The following is a 19,020-nucleotide window of genomic DNA, read 5'->3' as shown; positions in this document are numbered from 1 at the left end:
CGAATTATGCCGGAGCAACTCTTATTAGTCGATGACGAACCTGGACTCCGGGAAGCGGTACAAGCCTATCTCGAAGACAGCGGTTACACCGTTCACACTGCCACCAATGGGCGCGAAGGTTGGGAAGCCTTACAGCGAGTCCAGCCGGATTTGGTGATCACCGATGTGATGATGCCCCAGGTGAGCGGCTATGAATTTCTCAAGCAGCTTCGAGACGATGCCCGCTTCAAAACGTTACCTGTGATTTTCTTGACCGCTCGTGGCATGAAAAGCGATCGCATTCAAGGCTACGATGCGGGCTGTGATGCTTACTTACCGAAACCGTTTGATCCGGATGAACTCGTTGCGATCGTCACTCGCCTGCTCAAACAACGTGCCGATCTCAAGTCCACTAGCAGCGATGAAAATGTGAACCTGGCTGATCTGTCTCGCCAAATTGCTGCAATTCAAGCCGAATTGAAGGGACGAGGCGCGATCGTCCAAACTCCGGCTCCGATGAAACTCGATTTCACGCCGAGAGAACAGAGCGTTTTAGATCTCGTCGTTGATGGCTTGATGAACAAAGAAATCGCCCGTCGTCTCGATACCAGTGTTCGCAACGTCGAGAAATACGTCAGCCGCCTGTTCAGCAAAACCGGAACCAATAGCCGTACGGAACTCGTTCGATTCGCGCTCGAACATGGACTGACTACTCCGGATCAGCAGCGTCAAACCGGATCGTAATTGCAGTTCTGGGAGTTCGATCGACTCCTAAACTGGCATTCAATTGCTGCACCAGCGAATTGATGATCTGAAATCCTAACGTTTGAGGCGCGTTTAGATCAAAATTCGCTGGAAATCGATCGCCCGTATCGCTGACCGTGAGCGTAATTTGCGAATTCTCAACGCGCAGCAGGATTGAAACTTCGCCGCCTCGGTTTGCCAGTCCGTGTCGCAACGCATTCGAGATCAGTTCATTCAAAATTAGTCCGACCGGAACAACTCGATTTGAAGCGAGTTCAATCTCGCCGCTGATCGCCGTTCTGAGCGTGATTTGATTCGGCTCGATCGCGTAAGTTTGAATCAACATGGGCACCAAACTCTGCACATATTCACCCAATCGAATTGAATGAGTACTGCTCGATTGTGAGAGTCGATCGTGCACTAGCGCGATCGAACTAATTCGGCTCTGATTACTCCGTAACAGCGCCTGAACATCCGTATCTTGCGTTCTCATCACCTGCAAATCGAGCAAGCTCGTCACAATCTGCAAATTGTTCTTAATTCGGTGATGAATCTCACGCAGTAGAGTTTCCTTCTCACGCACCGAAGCTCGTAATTGCTCGATCGTCGAACTCGATTCCGCCTGTTGAATCATCGATCGTGCCGTCTGCAAGACATCGATCGCAGACTGTAGCTCTTGCTGAATCTCAGTCTGGATTGGGGAACTCACGCTAGACTGTGCCAAGAGACGATCGCGAATTGAGGCAAGACGTTGCCGAATTGCTTCCACCTGCTGGGCGAACCCGCCATTATTCGTACTAGAAATCATAGTCTCAGGAACTCAACCAAAATCAGCCGATATGCCGCTGTGAGGACGATTGAGAGAGGGCGACATCAATTCGTCCCGCAGAGTGCTGCAAGAATGCGCCGCGCCGAATTACGGCTAAGTCACAGGAACACTACCACAGGCGGGAACTCATTTAAAAATGCATCTAGGGGGGATTGGTTATATACCCTATCATCGAATGCGGTGTCGCATAAATGCCACTTGTGCCAGTTTTGCCAATGTGACTGATGAATGACATCAGGTATACTCAATACCCTGAGTGTTGAATACTGAAACGATTTTTTAAGCAGTACATTACATTAGATATAGTCCCGTGACATGGCAGTAACGTTTGAGGCGCTTTATGACTGCTGATCTTGCTTCGAGTTCGACTGAAACCTTACCCGCCGCGCAGGATGCGGTAGCGCTACGACAGGTTTTCGCTTCACTGACGGCTGAAAGTTGCCCGCTCACCTACAATTTCCATATGCACACAACGCACTCGGACGGGCAGCTACACCCCGAAGCGTTAGCGCAACAAGCGATCGATTTATCGCTCAAAGGATTCGCAATCACGGATCACCATCAGATCAGCGGATACCGTACCGCACAGAGCTACATGCAGGCGCAATCCGGGACAGATTTACCGCATCTCTGGACGGGCACTGAAATTACATCTCGACTGCTCGAAACTGAGGTGCACATTCTAGGATTTGCGTTTGACCCAGATCATTGTGCGATCGCGTCTTATCTTCAAGGGTCGGCTCCTCAAGGCGATCGTGCTCAGGCAGCGCGAGTGATTCGAGCAATTCATCAAGCAGGCGGGCTTGCGGTGTTGGCGCATCCGGCTCGATATCGTCGATCGGCGAATGAGTTGATTCCAGCCGCTGCGATGGTCGGAATTGATGGGGTGGAAACGTTTTACGCCTACAACAATCCGAAGCCCTGGATGCCCAGCCCGAAAGAAACGACGCGGGTGACAGAGTTAAAGACAGAGCTTGGATTGCTCAGTTCTTGTGGAACCGATACGCATGGCATGAGCTTGTTACAGCGGCTTTAGAGGGTGTTTGAAAAGTATAAAAAGTCTTTTCGCTCTCGTTTGCCTCCCGCCCTGAAATGAATTTCGGGCTAACCGACGAAAGTCTACTGAAGTAGACTGGGAGCCAGTTTCAGTCTCTTAGTCCTTTTCAAAGAACTTTCGCCGATTAGCCCGAAATTCTATTTCAGGGCGGGACGTTGCGACAAACAAGAACTTTTCAAACGTCCTCTTAAGGAGTTCGATCGAGGGGCGATCGATTCTGAGCAACAGCGATGATCGTCTTTTCGATTCGGTTCTGTCGTGTCTCAGATCGTTTCGCGCTCTCGATCCAATAGAGAATCACTTTCTTTGTCGAGTTGCTGAACGCCTCGAAATTTTGTTGTACGATCGCATTTTTTCCCAACGCTTCGATCAAATCTGGCGGTAAGATTAGCGCCTCGATCGCATCTAAAGAAGTCCAAGATCCATCGAGTTTTGCCGCTTCAATTTTTTTACTCCCCGCTTCGGTCATTAAGCCCTGTTCGATTAATTCGTCGATGTATTGCTTGTTCAATTTTGACCAAACACTTTTGGGTTTTCGAGGTGTAAAAATCTGCATATAGCGATCGTCATCGAGCGATTTCGCCTTACTGTCGATCCAGCCAAAACAAAGCGCTTCCTTTACAGCTTCAGGATATCGGACGCTCGGCTTACTGCTTTTCACTTTGTAGTAAATTAGCCAAATTCCGATCGCAGTTTCATGATTTTGTTGCAGCCAATTTCGCCAAGTGGCGCGGTCGATCACTTCTATTTTTTCTAGCTGGTCTTCAAATCTGGGCATGGTTGAAAATGCTGACTTTCTTACTTAGGAGAATTAACAATTCCTTAAGGGTTGCGTCTACATCCTGGTGGCTTTCACGGTATGATGTGTGGAAATTATTGCAGTTCTCAAAAAGAAGACCTCAATATTACTGAAAATAGCGCACCTGAACTCAGAAAATTTACGGAGATTTTCAAAATCAGAGCAAAAATGTAGCGCAGTGTACAAAAACCATTTGAGGACTCAGTTTTAGTGGTCTAAAGTCATCGATTGTTCACAAAGTGCACATCGCGTTACTGACTCGGTAAACTGCTCCAGTTTCACTCGATACGATAAGGAAAGAAATGGTAGTGACCAAGGATAGACCGCTCGCAACAATGTTTCGTCAGATCGGGGGAGGTGCGTATCCTCCTGTTATTGAGACGTTTGAACGCGGTAAGACAATCTTTTTTCCGGGTGATCCAGCGGAACGAGTCTATTTTCTCGTTAAGGGTGCGGTCAAACTCTCACGGGTCTACGAAGCAGGCGAAGAAATTACAGTAGCGCTGTTAAGAGAAAATAGCGTGTTCGGGGTGTTATCGCTGATTACCGGACAGCGTGCCGATCGCTTTTATCACGCGGTCGCATTTACCCCGGTTGAATTGCTTTCAGTGCCGATCGAACAAGTCGAAAAAGCTCTGAAAGAAAACCCAGAACTTTCGATGTTAATGCTCAAAGGCTTATCATCGCGGATTCTTCAGACCGAGATGATGATTGAAACCTTGGCACACCGAGACATGGGATCACGCCTGGTGAGTTTTCTTTTGATTCTGTGTCGTGATTTTGGTGTGCCGACGCAAGAAGGAATCATGATCGATTTGAAACTGTCGCATCAAGCGATCGCAGAAGCGATCGGATCAACTCGTGTAACGGTTACTCGATTATTGGGTGATTTGCGGCAAGACAAAATGATTTCGATTCACAAGAAAAAGATCACCGTTCACAATCCTGTAACGCTGAGTCAACAATTCACCTAATTCGCTTAAAATTCTTTCCTGAAGGACGCGCCCGAAGTTTAGAGGGAACAGGCATAATGAAAGGCGGGTCTAGAATTGCCTCAGACCGTTTTGGGTGGGGGATGACTTGGGAGTAGTATGTCCGATGTCGGGCTGATTTTAATTCTGGTGGTGCTGGTGTTGGGGGGAGCGATCGCGACAATTGGCGATCGTTTAGGAACCCGTGTGGGAAAAGCCCGCCTCAGTTTGTTCAATCTCCGCCCTAAGCAAACCGCTGTCGTCGTCACGATCTTAACCGGAACGCTAATTTCTGCTTCGACGCTGGGCGTGTTGCTGCTGGCGAGTAAGACCTTCCGGGAAATGCTGCTGAACTTCGGACGGATTCAGTCGGAATTGCGCGATCGAGGACGCGATTTAGAAAAAGTGTCGGCTGATTTGAAAGCGACTGATGCCCAGAAAGCTCAGGTCGAGAAGCAACTGACAGAAGCGCGATCGGAACGTGCTCAAGTCGAAGAACAGCTCAAACGAATTAATGCCAATTTGCAGACCTCGATTGATCGGCAACGGGAAACCAATGCTCAACTGCGAACGACGGAAGCTCAGCGCGATGCAACTCGTCGTCAATTAGAGACGGTTTCGGGTCAAGCTGAGAAGCTGCGGACTGAAATCGCTCAACTGCAATCCGAACAAGACAAATTGATTGAACAGCGCGATCAGGTGAAGACCCAGATTGCAGCGCGAGATGAAGAAATTGCAGAGCGGACACGAGTGATCGAACAGCGCGATCGCGAAATTAGTGAACGCGATCGCGTGATTGCAGAACGTGGAGAAAATCTGAAACGATTGGAATCACAACGTGCCGCGCTGACTGAGGCGCTCCAGCAATTCGGGCGAGATGTGCAACTGGTTCGGAGCGGTGATTTAGCGATCTATCGCACACAAGTCTTATCTTCTGCGGTTGTGCGTGTGGTCGAACCCGGAGGCGCAAGAGCAGCGGTTGATCAACTGTTACAGTATGCGAATCGGGCGGCAATTCAATCGCTACAACCGGGGCGAAATGATCAAGTTGTCCAAATTCCGATCGCAGAAGTGGAAGGCTTGATTCGGCAGATTAGTGACGGTCAGGATTATCTGGTTCGTGTGCAAGCCCGCGCCAACTATGTGAAGGGCGAAAATAGCGCGGTGTTTGTTTATGTCAATGCGGTTCCGAATCGGGTGGTATTTCTCGAAGGAGATACGATCGCATCGCAAACGATTGATCCGTCGAAACTCTCGTCTCAGGACTTTCAGAAATCGATTCAGGACTTGTTCGCGGCTTCTAATTCCCGCGCTCGTGTCGCTGGGGTTTTAAACGACAACATCGAAATCGAGAAGCTGTTAACGCTTGGACCTTTTATTGAACAGTTGCGACGTTATCCGACTGCGATCGAGATTAGGGCGGTCGCATCACAAGTGACTTACACAGCAGGACCTCTAAAAATAGAATTAGTGGCGGTGCAGAACGGGCAAGTGATTTTAAGAGCATCCAGTTAACGAACTTTTTTGAGAGTAGAGGCGCATCATGGCGGAACAGCCAGTGATTTTGGGATTTGATCCAGGGCGGCAAAAGTGCGGTTTAGCGGTGATGGGGGTCGATCGAAGACTTTACTACCATGAAGTGATCAGTGCAGAGGGAGCGATTCCGACGATCGAATCCTTGCGCGATCGCTTTCCAGTTTCGCTATTAGTGATGGGCGATCAGACTTCTTCAAAAGAATGGAAACGGCGACTAGCTGAGGAATTAACCGATTTGCGTGTGGTAACGGTCGATGAGCGCAATAGTTCATTAGAGGCACGCGATCGTTTTTGGCAAATGTATCCTCCAAAGGGGTTCAGCCGTTTGATTCCTGAAGGAATGCGATCGCCCCCCAGACCGATCGATGATATTGTGGCGATTTTGTTAATTGAGCGATATCTAGAACGCTTGGTGAGTTAAGTTTATCGATCAATCTGTCCTATCTAGAGCGGTGTTAGTTCTAGGATAGAGTTCGCGCATTCAGAGGCGAACCATGAACGTTTTAGAGCGGGTGGAATGGTTGCGGCAACAGACAGCATTTTCAGGCTTGTCACCGATCGCATTAACCGCGATCGCGCAACAGATTCAAGAACAATCAACTCAAGCCAATCGGCGCATCGGACTCGAAGACACCCAGCCTGAAGCGCTCTACATTCTGCATGAGGGTCATTTAGAGAGCTATCGCACCAGTAAAACCACGATCGCAAACGTGACGAGCTTAATTCCGGGTGCGATCGTTTATCTCAAAGAACTTTTGCTAGACCGGGTGGCAGAAGAAACGACGAATACACTGAATGATTGTGTGATTTGGACGATTCCAAGGACTGAATTTTTAGCGATCGCGCAACAGTTCCCAGAAATTGCTCAGAGCGTGTCTCAACAGCTTGCCGCCCAATTAGAGCAAGTGGCTTCTGAACTCGCGTATGAGCGAGAAAGACAGATTGCACTGCGATCGTATCTCGTGCCAAAAGTGAAGCGCGGCATTGTTGGAACCAGCCGTTATGCGGTTCGATTGCGCCAAGACATTAAAAAGGCATCGAGCGATCGCGGTTCTGTGCTGATTTTTGGAGAACCCGGACTAGAAAAAGATAACACCGGAGCATTGATTCACTTTGGATCACGCGATCGCAAAGAGCCATTGATCAAAGTGAATTGCAACACCTTACAACCTGTGGAGCTATTTGGACGTTCTGATAAGCCTGGATTGCTCGATTGGGTAGGTCGAGGCACATTGATGCTGAACAATCTCGAAGACATTTCACCAGAGTTTGAAGAAAAGTTAGTTCAGCTTTTAACCACGGGAAAATTTACCCCGATCGCTCGTGAAGGAGAACCACAGCCAGAAGCTCGATCGTATCAAGCTCGAATTCTGATGACTTCTGAGAAGATTCTGCCGCGATTAGAGAAATGCAAGCTCGTGGATCATGTGATCAAAGTGCCACCTTTGCGCGTGAGAAAGTCAGATATTGCAATGCAGGCAGAATACTATCTCAGTTTGATTGCTCGATCGCGAGGCATTGCAAAACCGAAAATTACCCCTGAAGCAATGCGACGACTTCAAGGCTATGACTTTCCAGGAAATCATGTTGAACTTGAAAATTTACTCGATCGAGCGATTCGACAAGCAGAATGCTCGGAACTGACCGAAGAAGTATTTTGGTCAACAGGCGATAAAAATCGTCGATTCCGGGTGAATTTGCTCAATGCTTATCCGAAGTTACGACAGTTTCTCAGAAGCCCTTGGTGGACGGATCGGATTAACTATGGTTTCACGTTAGGCGTGTTTGCAGTCGTTGTAACAGTGTTAATGGTTGCACCTCAAACTCGCGATCGTAACGTTGCACTAAATCTATTTTGGGCTTGGTGGTGGATGCTGATTTTGATCTCATTCCCCTTTGTCGGGCGGCTTTGGTGTTCGATTTGCCCATTCATGATTTACGGCGAGTTAGCACAGAAGATTTCACTCTGGCTCTATCCACGAAAGTTACAACCTTGGGCGAGACAATCAGCGGACAAATGGGGCGGATGGTTCCTATTTGGAATGTTCACACTGATTTTGCTGTGGGAAGAACTCTGGAACTTAGAAAATACAGCTTATCTATCCGGTTGCTTATTGTTGTTGATCACTGCTGGAGCGGTAATCTTTTCAGTGTTGTTTGAACGGCGATTTTGGTGTCGCTATCTTTGTCCGATCGGGGGAATGAATGGCTTATTCGCAAAGCTATCAATGATTGAACTCCGGGCACAGCAAGGAATCTGTTCGGCATCTTGCACCACGTATCAATGCTACAAAGGCGGACCCCAAAAAGGGGAAGGTATGGAAACGGGAGGCTGTCCGATCTATTCTCATCCCGCACAGCTTCAAGATAATCGCGATTGTGTGTTGTGTATGACTTGTCTCAAAGCTTGTCCGCATCGATCGGTTGAACTTAACCTACGCCCGCCTGGAATTGAACTTTGGACAACACACCATCCGAGCTATGCGGAAATCTGCTTATTGTTTCTCCTGTTTGGAGCCGTAGTTTTACATCGATTACCAGAGATTGAACAGGTACTAGGTATCAATTTGCACCTCGATCGATTTCTCAATCACACGATCGTTTCCGTCTTGGCACTGATGCTACCCGGAACTGTCGCATTGTTCTTTCACCAGATTTTGCGATTGTTCAATTCGCGATCGCGCTCTTTCCTCGAACTTGCCTATGGCTATCTTCCGCTTGTTCTAGGTGTCAATCTCGCGCACTATCTCCATCTCGGTTTAACCGAAGCAGGACGAATTCTACCCGTAACGGTCGCAACCTTCGGCGGCAGTGCGGAACTGATGGCAACTTTGCCGATCGCAGTCGCTCATCCCGCCGTGATTGAATTTTTGCAAGCTTCTACGATCGCTTTAACGTTCTGGCTAAGTGTGTTTCTCACTCAAAAAATTGCTCGTCAACCGATTCAGAATCTACTACCGCAGCATTTAGCAATGGTCGTTCTCGGCTCAGTGCTATGGAAATTAATTATTTTTCCCTAGAAACATCTGAAAAGCTTTGGGATGCTAGAAGGGTAGACTACAGGTGCAGGCTCTTTCTTTAGATAGGTTGCAACGATCGAGCAATCGGTCAATATTAGCCAAATAAAGAATTTTTCTGTACAATTCTTAGCCATCCATTGATGCGATCCGCATCGTTCCTGGGCAATCGGACAATACCCATGCAAAACATGAGCGCGACACGATCGAATACACGATCGACACCCCGAAAACCGAGTGCAAAACTAACCGCTTTTCATCTCTTACTCCACATTGCAAAACGTCATCCTTTCTTCTGTCTCTTCGCAGTTTGGGGTTCTTTTCTCTTCTTCGGTTGGTTAGCTGTTTCGGGTCTAACCTACACAAACCCAGCCCCGCTAGAAGTCGCACAATCTCCCAAACCTGAAGCTCAAGCGGCTCCCTTCCAACTGAGCAAACCAGTTAACACGTTTGGACTCGTAATGCTGGTCACGGCAAGCTGTGCTGTCACCTCAGTTCTCTTAGCAAAACAATTGCGCCCGGTGAAACCTGCATCGCGTCGGGTTGTCAGACGGCAAGCTGCGCCAACTCGTGAAACAGTGCGATCGCGTCAACCCGTTCAATCACCTCGTCCCCCGATTGCGCAACAAGCTCGATCAATTGCCAACGCGACACCCCGACCCGAAGTGATTTTGCCCCCTGCGCTATCTCGTCCCGTTGTCACCGTTCTACCTGCCGAAGACGATACCCCGATCGAAATAGACGATTTTACTCTGGCGGACATGCTCGACATTCGGCAACGAGTTCAGCGATAAAACACTTCTTTGGGATTATTTCACCGGGGTGAGGAAGTTCGAGTTCGTAACTTATACGCTAGATGGCGAAGTGTTTACAGTAAGTAACAATGAAAACATCACTGAAGCGTTTAACAACTGGACTTTCTGCACTTGGATTGAGCTTGAGTCTGGCTCTGCCCTCGGTTGCACAAAGTCAATCCACCCCCAACGCTGAAACCACACCCGCAAACACGCCGGAAACTCCCGCTCCTGGCAACCGCGATACTGGTGTGCCTCCGATCGGCGGTCAGTCTGGTGAAAACACCCCTGGAACGATTACTTCACCTGAAAACTCCAACAACAATGGCGGTACGACGACCAATCCAGGTGTTCCCAACAATCAAAGCGTTCCGGGAACTGTCTCCCCCGCAAACCGCCCCGAAAACAACAATCTTCCGGGAAGCGGCACTACGCCTAGCAATTCACCCAACAATGGCGGTACGATCAATCCAGGTGTTCCCAACAATCAAAGCGTTCCGGGAACTGTCTCCCCCGCAAACCGCCCCGAAAACAACAATCTTCCGGGAAGCAGCAGCACCACGACTACACCTCCGGTTTCGGTAGCGGGTTCTGAGGGTCAAACGCTCGATCAAATCGTTCGCACTAGCCCTTCGTTTGAATTGTTCAATGCGCTCTTGCGGGTAGCAGAGTCGAACGGTTCATTCACGGCGCTTGCGGGTAGCGGCGACTTCACCGTCTTTGCTCCGACCGATGAAGCGTTAGCAGCAGTGCCTCCTGCAACTTTCAAGGCATTGGTGCAGCCGGAAAACCGTGCGTTGCTGGTGCAAGTGTTGGAAAATCACATCGTCCGCGGTAAAGTGACCTCGGCAGATTTGGCATCGAAGCAAGTTCAGTCGCTGGGTGGTAACCCGCTCTCCGCTCAAGGTGGCGCAGGTTCGCTGAGCGTGGGGAATGCTCAAGTCGTGGGTGCAGATATTCAAGCGGAAAACGGAATTATCCATGCGGTGAATGGAGTCATTCTTCCGGCAGAATTGCAGTCGAAATTGACGAGCCTGGCACCGCAGGCAGGTATGATGACCCCGTAATGGGACACGGGTTGACCTGATAATGAATGTGGCGTTAACCCGATGACGTAGGGACGCGATTAGGAGCTTTGCTGCACCTTCGGTGTTCGCGTCTCTACCCAACGATCGCGGTGGCACCAAAATTCTTCGTCACCGCGTTAAAAACAATTGCAATAATCCGCCAACCACGTTGATCAGGGTTTGCCCAAATCCGCCGCCCCTCAATCGTGCATCTGGCGGATTTTTTAACGTCTGGGCTAATGTGCCCGCAGATTTGGCATTGTCCTTATCGCCTTGCTGCTCGAATAATGCCGCTGCCCGCTCAGAATCCTGAATTGCGCCTTTTTGATCGCCCAATTCCAACCGCGCCATCGCTCGACCAATGAAGGCAGGAGCCGAATCAGGTTTGCGAACTAAGACTTGATTGAAATTCGCGATCGCTTGTTCATACTGCCGCCGTTTCCCCGCTTCCATCGCCATTTGGTAAAACATCTCAGCGTTTCCGGCAGTTGTGGGAAGCCCGATCGCGCCTTGAATGATTGCCGTTTCGATCTGGGTTCCGGTAAAATCTGCACCGACAACATACGATCGAGTTAAATCCGTTCCTTGCAAATTCGCACCCGTCAATTTCGCGCCTGTCAAATTTGCACCACTCAAAGTTGCGCCTGTTAAATTCGCACCCGACAAATCTGCGCCAGTCAGATTTGCTTGACTCAGATTTGCCCCGGCTAGATTCGCTCCAGATAAATTTGCTCCAGGCAATTGGGCAAACACTAGCCCCGCACCACTGAGTTCACAATTAACACATTGTTTCGTCGAAAGAAGCTGGCGGACGTGATCGAGATTTTCAGCTTGAACCGGGAGCGCAACACCAAGCGAAATCAGTGTCACTACGGATAAATTTGTCCGAATCATAGGTTTGAACCGGGAAGAGTGAGCAGGAAAACACTTCATAGTACTGTCTCGTGACCGATGTGATAAATTTTTCACTTCAGCCTGAGTATTCCTGATTCGGAAGCGAAAATCTAAAATGGAATCATGGCTAAGAAACAAAAATTTCCTCATCTCGTGGGTTCAAAGTGGACGGCTCAGCAAGAAACCTGGGGCTGGCGACATTTTCAAGTGGTGAATCGTAAAAATGAAGGCGAATGGGTGTTTGCTGAAATGGTCGCTGCTTGTGATCCGAATGTTCGATTTTGGATGAATGCAAAATTGCTGAAAGATCGATCGCAGTGGCAAGGAGGCTGGAAATCACTCAACGAACAGGAAGAAAAGGATTTCTTATATTGAGTATTAGTTTTTTCTATCATGTCCTTAACCTGATGGAGCCGATACTCTTAACCTTCGATCGACACACTGGGCACTAGATGTTTTTACTGACAGTGCCCGCCCACCATGAACGGAAATCACGTAATTTTCATCCATCCAGACGGAACTAGCCCTTCGACCTATGCAGCCGCCCGCTTCCAGAAGTTTGGTCCTGATGGACGACTCAACTGGGACGAGCTTGATCGCTCTGCGGTGTATCTCGGTCACATGCAAGACCAACTCACCGGAACCTCAAATGCTGGAGCGGTCACACACGCCACTGGAACTAAGGTTTATGCCGAATCTTTTGGCTTAAATCGCGATGGAACGCCAGTCGAGTCCGCATCGGGCAATACGGGAAAAACGATCGTACAAGAAGCGATCGGAGCCAATAAAGTGACCGCGCTGGTTCAATCCGGATTTCTAGCAGAACCCGGAACTGCCGCATTTGTGGCTCAAGTCGGGGAAACGACGCTGAACGGCGAACGAATTGCGCCCCGTCGTCGAGTGGCAGACATTACCAAAGCGGTGATCGAATCCGGGGTCGATTTCATCCTGGGTGGTGGAGAGCTTCACATGCTGCCTGTGGGCACGAGTGGATTTCATGAAACGGCGACTCAGTTAGATGCTCGCAGTACCAGCGTCTTAGATCGCCCTCAAGAGAACCTAATTGAATTGGCAAAATCACGCGGCTACACGGTGGTTTACACCAGAGATCAATTGTTTGATCTGCTAGAAACACCCAATCCACCGCAGAAAGTTTTGGGTGTGTTTGCGGCGTTTCATACGTTTAACGATCGACCCGAAGAAGCTCTCAGACTTGGACAAGCGGATGCAATTCCGTTCTATGTTCCGACGGCTCCCACTTCAGCAGAAATGCTAGAGGTGACGCAGAAATTGATGGAGAAGCACCCGAACTTCAACAACGGATCGATCACAGTTTTTGAAGAAGAAGGAACTGACAATTTTGGAAACGTCAACAATGCGGCGGGAACGATCGAAGCGACTCTCAGAGCCGATGCTGCGATCGGAGTTGCTCAAGATTTTCTCGATCGCAATCCCAACACTTTGATCATCACGGCTGCTGATAGTGATGGTGGCGGCTTACAAGTGCGAGATACCGCCGCGGGTCGTCCGGTCGGCTCGATCGCAGTCAATCCCACGACAAATACCGATCGCCAAAATCCGCTCGATGGTCAAACTGGAGCGAACACATTACCGTTTGTTGCGGCTCCGGATGCGAGTGGCGATCGCTTTTCGTTCTCGGTGGGCTGGGCGGGAACACCGGATTTCGCAGGCTCGATCGTGTCGAAAGCGAGTGGATTGAATGCGGACAAACTGCCATCGACGATCGACAACACAGGCATCTATGAATTGATGTATGAAACGTTGTTCAATACGGAATTGCCTTCGAGAGTCGAGCTACCGACCCCAGCACCGTCAGCCACTCGCGACACGGGCAATGTTATTTTCATTCACCCGGATGGAACGAGTCCTTCGTACTTCAGCGCATTACGGAACATCGATAAAGGTCCAGACGGTCGCCTGAATTGGGACATGATGAGCAATGCCGGGGTTTATCTCGGACACATGGAAGATCAGTTAACTGGAACTTCTAATGCGGGTGCGGTCACTCATGCGACTGGGACGAAGGTGTTTGCTGAATCGTTTGGACTGGATAAAAATAACAATCCGGTGATTCCGCTGTCTGGAAATGTGGGTAAAACGATCGTCGATGAAGCGATCGAGTCCGGAAAAGCCGTCGCCTTGATTCAATCGGGTCACATTGGCGAACCTGGAACCGCTGCATTTACCGCAAAAACCACGAATCGAGACGGCAATACTCTGAGAGCACGAGACAAAACCGCTGAAATTGCGGAACAAGTGATCCGATCTGGAGCCAATGTGATTTTAGGGGGTGGTGAAGTCTATTTACTTCCCAAAGGTACAACCGGATTTCATGTCACGACTGAGATTGATGCTGAATTCGATGATCCAGCCGATCGCCCAACGACGAATTTGATTGATTTGGCGAAATCGCTCGGTTACACCGTGGTTTACACCGAAGATCAACTCAATGCCGTGGTGAACGGAAGCAATCCGCCAGAGAAACTTTTGGGGGTATTTGCGGCAAATCATACGTTTGACGATCGTCCTGAAGAAGCACTCGGACTAAACACACCTAACCCTCTTCCGCTCTATGTTCCAACGGCTCCGACGGTTGCAGAAATGCTCGAAGCTGCGTTGAAGATTGTTCGCCGTGATCCGGATGGCTTCTTGGCAGTCGTTGAAGAAGAAGGAACGGATAACTTTGGTAATAACAACAATGCAGTAGGCTCGATCGAGGGAGTTCGACGAGCAGATGCCGCGATCGGAGTCGCAATGGACTATGTGCGATCGCAAGATCCCAATACTTTAGTCCTGACTGCCGCAGATAGTGAAGCAGGCGGATTGCAGGTGACGCAATTCAAACCGTTCACTCGTCCGTCTGGTAATGCAATTACCACTCCAGATTTGCAGAATACAGAACCTGCTGTTCCTTTTATCAATGTCAATCCGACGACGACAAACACCGTTCGCAACTTCCTAGACGGCATCAATGGCAGTACTGGCAGTTCCGATGCACCTTGGCGATCGTTTCCCTCGACGGATGGCTTAGATGGCAACTTAGGTAACTTTGCGGTCAGTTGGGTTGGAACTCCTGATTTCCCTGGCAGCATTGTTTCTAAGGCGTTTGGATTAAATGCGGATAAGCTACCGAGCACATTGGACAATACCGAAATCTATCGGCTGATGTATCAAACGCTGTTCGGGGTGCAATTCTCAGAGGTTGTGAACTTTGCGGGCGGCAATAAAACTGCCACGGTTGAAGCAGGAGAAGGTATTCTCGCAGCAGTAAACTTTACGGGCATCGGTCCCACAACAACACCGTCTGAAGCAATTATTCGAGAAGCCGACACGATTCGATTTGTGGGTGAAGATCTCAGTCCTGAGAACATGATCTTGACGCAAGTTGGAAATGATTTAGCGATTTCCTTTGAGGGAGTTGAGAACACAGGCGCAATTTTGCGAGATTTCCAGCTAGAGAACTTGGACAACTTGACGAGAGCCACTAGCGCGATCGTCGATTTTGCCAATATCGAGTTCAATGATTCTGGTGTGGCGGATAGCTTTGATATGTTCGCGGCTGATCTAGTTCGCAACACTGTGTTCAATCGTAATACGGTTACATTTCTAAACGATTTGGACAACCGTGTCTTTGGTTTTGATTCATCGAGAGATGTGATCAACGCTCAAGGAGGAGACGATCGCTTATTTGGACTCGGCGGAGATGACATTCTTCGAGGCGATGCGGGCAATGACTTTCTCGATGGTGGACTCGGACAAAATATTCTGGTCGGTGGATCAGGAGCCGATCTATTTGTGATTGGTCAGGGGACTCAGACGATTCGCGATTTGAATCTAGAGCAAGGCGATCGCATCGCGCTGTCGGGGAGTTTGACGTTTGGCAGATTGTCTCTGGTGCAAAGTGCGGATAGTGTTCTGGTACGGGCTGGGACTGCAAATGAACTGTTAGCGATCGTCAATGGCGTTCAGGCGAACAGTTTGACGAGCGGCGCGTTTACGTTGGTGGCGTAGCCCACCCTGAAATAAATTTCGGGCTAATTGACGAAAGTCTACTGAAGTAGACTGGGAGCCAGTTTCAGTCTCTTAGTCCATTTTCAATGGACTTGCGTCGATTAGCCCGAAATTCATTTCAGGGCGGGAGGCAAACGAGAGCGCAGAGACTTCTTACACGTTTCAAACGCCTTCCAAGAAAAGAATGATTTTGCTGAACGGGAAGCAGTGACTATGATAGAAAGCATCTGATTTAGCCCCTCGAATTCATGGCAACGCTCCCCGGATTAAGCGATCGAGAAGTCCGCGATCGACAGTTAGCAGGTGAAACGAACAACGTCAAACTGCCAACGAGTCGATCGTATGCTCGGATTTTTCAGGAAAATTTGTTCACGTTTGTTAATGCCGTTTTCTTTGCGATTAGCGGCGTTTTTATTTTGCTGCGTCGTCCAAGTGATGCGGTTTTCGTGGCTGTGGTGATTTTCAGCGGCGTGGTGATTGGGATTGTGCAGGAAATTTGGGCGAAACAGAAGCTCGATGAAATTGCACTGTTATCGCGTCCTCATGCAACGGTAATTCGCAACGGAAAGGAACTCAATCTTGATCCGAATGAGATCGTGTTAGGGGATACGTTGGTGCTGCGTCCGGGTGACCAGGTGTTAGTCGATGGTCAGATTGTTGGAGATGGACGAGTCGAGATCGATGAATCGCTGTTGACTGGAGAATCGGATCTGATTGCGAAAATTGCTGGAAAACCTGTGTATTCGGGGAGTTTCTGTGTGAGTGGCAGTGCGTGTTACGAAGCGCAAAAAGTCGGGACAGAAACGGTTGCTTATCAGCTAACGATGGGAGCACGAGAATTTCGCCAAGTGTATACACCGCTGCAAGCTGAGATTAATCTGATTATTCGGATTCTGTTGCTGCTGGCATCATTCTTATGGTTGCTTGTTGGAATTAGTTTTGTGATCCGATCGCAAACTTTAAACGAAGTCGTTCAACGTGCAGCCGTGATCGCTGGACTGATTCCCGCAGGATTAATTCTAGCAATCACGCTTTCGTATGCGATGGGATCGATTCGGATGTTAGGGCAGAATGTACTGATTCAGCAAACGAATGCGGTCGAATCGTTGAGTAACGTAGATGTCTTGTGCCTGGATAAGACTGGAACACTAACGACAAATCAGATCGAGCTACAGTCAATTTACCCGATTGGAATTGATGAAAAGGAACTGCGATCGCGATTAGGAAATTTCGCCGCGAGTACACAATCTGGAAATCGTACCAGTGAAGCGGTTCTCATTGCTTGTAGTGGATACGCGAAACCGATCCATAATGAAATTCCGTTTTCATCGGCGCGAAAATGGAGCGCGATCGAGTTTGCAGAACAGCCCGGAACTTATGTCATGGGCGCACCGGAAATTTTGATGAAATCGACTGTTTTAGATGAGGAGTATTTGAACTCTATCGATCGACAAGTCAATCAAGGATTTCGAGTAGTTTTATTCGGACATACACCGAAGTCGATCGAGTCGAATGCTCTGCCGCCCTTAACGCCGCTCGGAATCCTATGTTTCTCGGATCAGCTTCGTCCCTCTGCTCGTGAAACGCTGCAAGGATTTGTCAAAGCGGGAATCACACTTAAAATTATTTCCGGTGATAATCCTCAGACCGTTGCAGCGTTGGCGAAACAAGCAGATTTTAGTGATGAAATTCGCGTGATTTCAGGTGTAGAACTCGCCCAAATGGATCAAGCACAATTTGTTCAGGCGGCTCGAAATTACAACGTATTTGGACGCATTACACCGCAGCAAAAAGCGCAACTGGTTCGGAGTTTACGCGATTGTGGATATTATGTAGCGATGACCGGCGATGGCGTGAATGATGTGCTGTCTCTCAAGCAAGCGAACCTAGGAATTGCGATGGAGAGTGGTAGTAAAGCGACTCGTAGCATTGCCGATATTGTGTTGCTCAAAGATTCTTTTGAAGCGTTGCCGCATACATTTCTCGAAGGACAACGGATTCAGAATGGCATTCGCGATGTCGTTAAATTATTTATGGTGCGATTGAGTTGTGTGGCGCTGTTGATTTTTGCGATCGCCATTGTTTCCGATAGCTTTCCTTTATTGAATAAACATAGTGCGATCGTTACTCTGATTGGCGTTGGCATTCCCACTACATTCATTCCCATTTGGGCACAACCTGGAGAACCACAGAAGCGAAGTTTAGTGCGATCGATGTTGCATTTCGTCGTGCCTGCGACAATTACCATCACATTAGTATCACTGACGGTATATCTTTTTTATCTTGCGAGTGCTGCTCTAGATTTACCGCCGAATGTTGGATTAATTGGCATCGAATTTAATATTCCTCGAACGGCATTAGTGACACTTCTTGTATTCTGTCAATTGATGCTGTTGCCATTTCTCAAACCCCCCACGAATGCTTGGACAGGTGGAGAACCTTTGAGCGGAGATTGGCGATATACGCTCGTGGCAGTCGTTTTACTCTTCGTTTATCTGCTCATTTTATTTATTCCGCCGCTGCGAGTCTTTTTTGAACTGTCACCGCTGAGTTTACAAGACTGTTTCTTCCTTGGGCTGGTTACACTGGAATGGGGACTGATCCTACGATTAGCATGGCGAACTCGATTCCTCGATCGCTGTTTGGGCGTAGACCTGGAGTAGAAATCATGAGAGAATTCCCGTCACGAATTCCACAATATAAAGTTTCAATCTGGGAAACGATTGCCGTTGTGTTGGGCGCGATCGCAGTTCTTGGAGTGGGTCTAACCGGACTCGCAATGAAATTTCTCAGCAATGCTGCCACTCCTCAACGCGCAGAAGCGATCGCCAGTCATATCATGACTTATCAGTTGCCGGATGGCTCTCAAGGCTTGCTCGGTATCAATATCGCGGGTGCAAAAATCGCGTTGGTTGCATCGGAGGGCGATGAACCGGATGTCCAGTTATTAATGGCGCGAGTGCCTGTGAATGGGGAAGCCGGACGACAGCGCATCGATCGCATTCTAGACAGTATTGCGCTCGGAGCCGATGAGGAAGAACTCAAAGTCAACTCGGTTCGGGCAGAAAATCGATTGTTGTGTGGTCAAACGACCGGGATTTCGATTCGCGAAGGAATGTTGAAATATCCGGAGTCGGCTGAGAAATCAACTGTGATTTACCGGGGAAATGTGGTTCTGGGTGAAAGTCGATATTTTGTGAATTTGCTTGTGAATGATGCGAATGGGGATGTCGCAAGAAAAAAGGCGAACGATATTTTCAATTCGCTGCAATGTCGTCGGTGATAAATCTGCAACCCAAGG

15 protein-coding genes are annotated in these 19,020 nt (G+C 48.8%); 12 read left to right on the top strand and 3 right to left on the bottom strand.

The features are described from left to right. Positions 1-6: 6 nt before the first annotated feature. Positions 7-723: a response regulator transcription factor gene (locus NIES2104_RS10575; protein ID WP_058998186.1), complete on the top strand. Its 717-nt coding sequence runs from the start codon at positions 7-9 to the stop codon at positions 721-723. Here the strand turns inward: NIES2104_RS10575 and NIES2104_RS10570 are convergent. Then, positions 689-1,531 (bottom strand): sensor histidine kinase, encoded by an 843-nt coding sequence (locus NIES2104_RS10570; RefSeq protein WP_058998185.1) that lies wholly within the window; start codon positions 1,529-1,531, stop codon positions 689-691. The two genes, NIES2104_RS10575 and NIES2104_RS10570, sit on opposite strands and share 35 nt — an antisense overlap. Before the next feature lie 361 nt (positions 1,532-1,892). Between NIES2104_RS10570 and NIES2104_RS10565 the strand changes: the two genes are divergently transcribed. Continuing rightward, complete coding sequence (locus tag NIES2104_RS10565) at positions 1,893-2,588, top strand: PHP domain-containing protein (protein WP_058998184.1); 696 nt, start codon at positions 1,893-1,895, stop codon at positions 2,586-2,588. Between the two features lie 208 nt (positions 2,589-2,796). On the opposite strand, the gene NIES2104_RS10560 is transcribed toward NIES2104_RS10565, so the two are convergent. Further along, positions 2,797-3,387 carry a YdeI family protein gene (locus tag NIES2104_RS10560; RefSeq protein ID WP_058998183.1) on the bottom strand — a complete coding sequence of 197 codons (591 nt, stop codon included), beginning with the start codon at positions 3,385-3,387 and terminating at the stop codon, positions 2,797-2,799. Between the two features lie 323 nt (positions 3,388-3,710). Between NIES2104_RS10560 and ntcA the strand changes: the two genes are divergently transcribed. The 6 genes from ntcA (at position 3,711) to NIES2104_RS10530 (ending at position 10,793) form a co-directional block, all read left to right on the top strand. Further along, positions 3,711-4,382, top strand: coding sequence for a global nitrogen regulator NtcA (gene ntcA / locus NIES2104_RS10555; RefSeq protein ID WP_072218052.1), 672 nt, complete (start codon positions 3,711-3,713; stop codon positions 4,380-4,382). A 117-nt stretch (positions 4,383-4,499) separates the two neighbouring features. Next, on the top strand, positions 4,500-5,894 hold the full coding sequence (locus NIES2104_RS10550; RefSeq protein WP_058998181.1) for a DUF3084 domain-containing protein: 1,395 nt from the start codon (positions 4,500-4,502) through the stop codon (positions 5,892-5,894). A 28-nt stretch (positions 5,895-5,922) separates the two neighbouring features. Continuing rightward, a complete protein-coding gene (locus tag NIES2104_RS10545; protein ID WP_058998180.1) occupies positions 5,923-6,336 on the top strand; it encodes a pre-16S rRNA-processing nuclease YqgF in 414 nt (137 codons plus the stop codon). A 73-nt stretch (positions 6,337-6,409) separates the two neighbouring features. Continuing rightward, complete coding sequence (locus NIES2104_RS10540) at positions 6,410-8,935, top strand: sigma 54-interacting transcriptional regulator (protein WP_058998179.1); 2,526 nt, start codon at positions 6,410-6,412, stop codon at positions 8,933-8,935. Positions 8,936-9,114: 179 nt separating this feature from the next. After that, the gene (locus NIES2104_RS10535; protein ID WP_058998178.1) at positions 9,115-9,726 is read left to right on the top strand and encodes a hypothetical protein; all 612 of its coding nucleotides are present in this window, start codon (positions 9,115-9,117) and stop codon (positions 9,724-9,726) included. A gap of 89 nt (positions 9,727-9,815) precedes the next feature. Next, positions 9,816-10,793, top strand: coding sequence for a fasciclin domain-containing protein (locus tag NIES2104_RS10530; RefSeq protein ID WP_058998177.1), 978 nt, complete (start codon positions 9,816-9,818; stop codon positions 10,791-10,793). Positions 10,794-10,922: 129 nt separating this feature from the next. On the opposite strand, the gene NIES2104_RS10525 is transcribed toward NIES2104_RS10530, so the two are convergent. Continuing rightward, positions 10,923-11,726 carry a pentapeptide repeat-containing protein gene (locus tag NIES2104_RS10525; protein ID WP_225895233.1) on the bottom strand — a complete coding sequence of 268 codons (804 nt, stop codon included), beginning with the start codon at positions 11,724-11,726 and terminating at the stop codon, positions 10,923-10,925. Positions 11,727-11,810: 84 nt separating this feature from the next. On the opposite strand from NIES2104_RS10525, the gene NIES2104_RS10520 reads away from it, so the two are divergent. The 4 genes from NIES2104_RS10520 (at position 11,811) to NIES2104_RS10505 (ending at position 19,002) form a co-directional block, all read left to right on the top strand. Next, entirely contained in the window at positions 11,811-12,062 is a 252-nt protein-coding gene (locus NIES2104_RS10520; RefSeq protein WP_058998175.1) for a TIGR02450 family Trp-rich protein, read from the top strand. A 105-nt stretch (positions 12,063-12,167) separates the two neighbouring features. Beyond that, the gene (locus NIES2104_RS10515; RefSeq protein WP_058998174.1) at positions 12,168-15,719 is read left to right on the top strand and encodes an alkaline phosphatase; all 3,552 of its coding nucleotides are present in this window, start codon (positions 12,168-12,170) and stop codon (positions 15,717-15,719) included. A 248-nt stretch (positions 15,720-15,967) separates the two neighbouring features. Next, a complete protein-coding gene (locus NIES2104_RS10510; RefSeq protein ID WP_058998173.1) occupies positions 15,968-18,382 on the top strand; it encodes an HAD-IC family P-type ATPase in 2,415 nt (804 codons plus the stop codon). After that, positions 18,334-19,002: a hypothetical protein gene (locus NIES2104_RS10505; RefSeq protein WP_192843572.1), complete on the top strand. Its 669-nt coding sequence runs from the start codon at positions 18,334-18,336 to the stop codon at positions 19,000-19,002. Before NIES2104_RS10510 ends, NIES2104_RS10505 begins: the two co-directional genes overlap by 49 nt. Positions 19,003-19,020 lie beyond the last annotated feature (18 nt).

The sequence above is a fragment of the Leptolyngbya sp. NIES-2104 genome (assembly GCF_001485215.1).
Lineage (GTDB): Bacteria > Cyanobacteriota > Cyanobacteriia > Leptolyngbyales > Leptolyngbyaceae > Leptolyngbya.
Note: the sequence above shows the minus strand (reverse complement) of the source record. Positions and strands in the feature narration are given on the sequence as shown.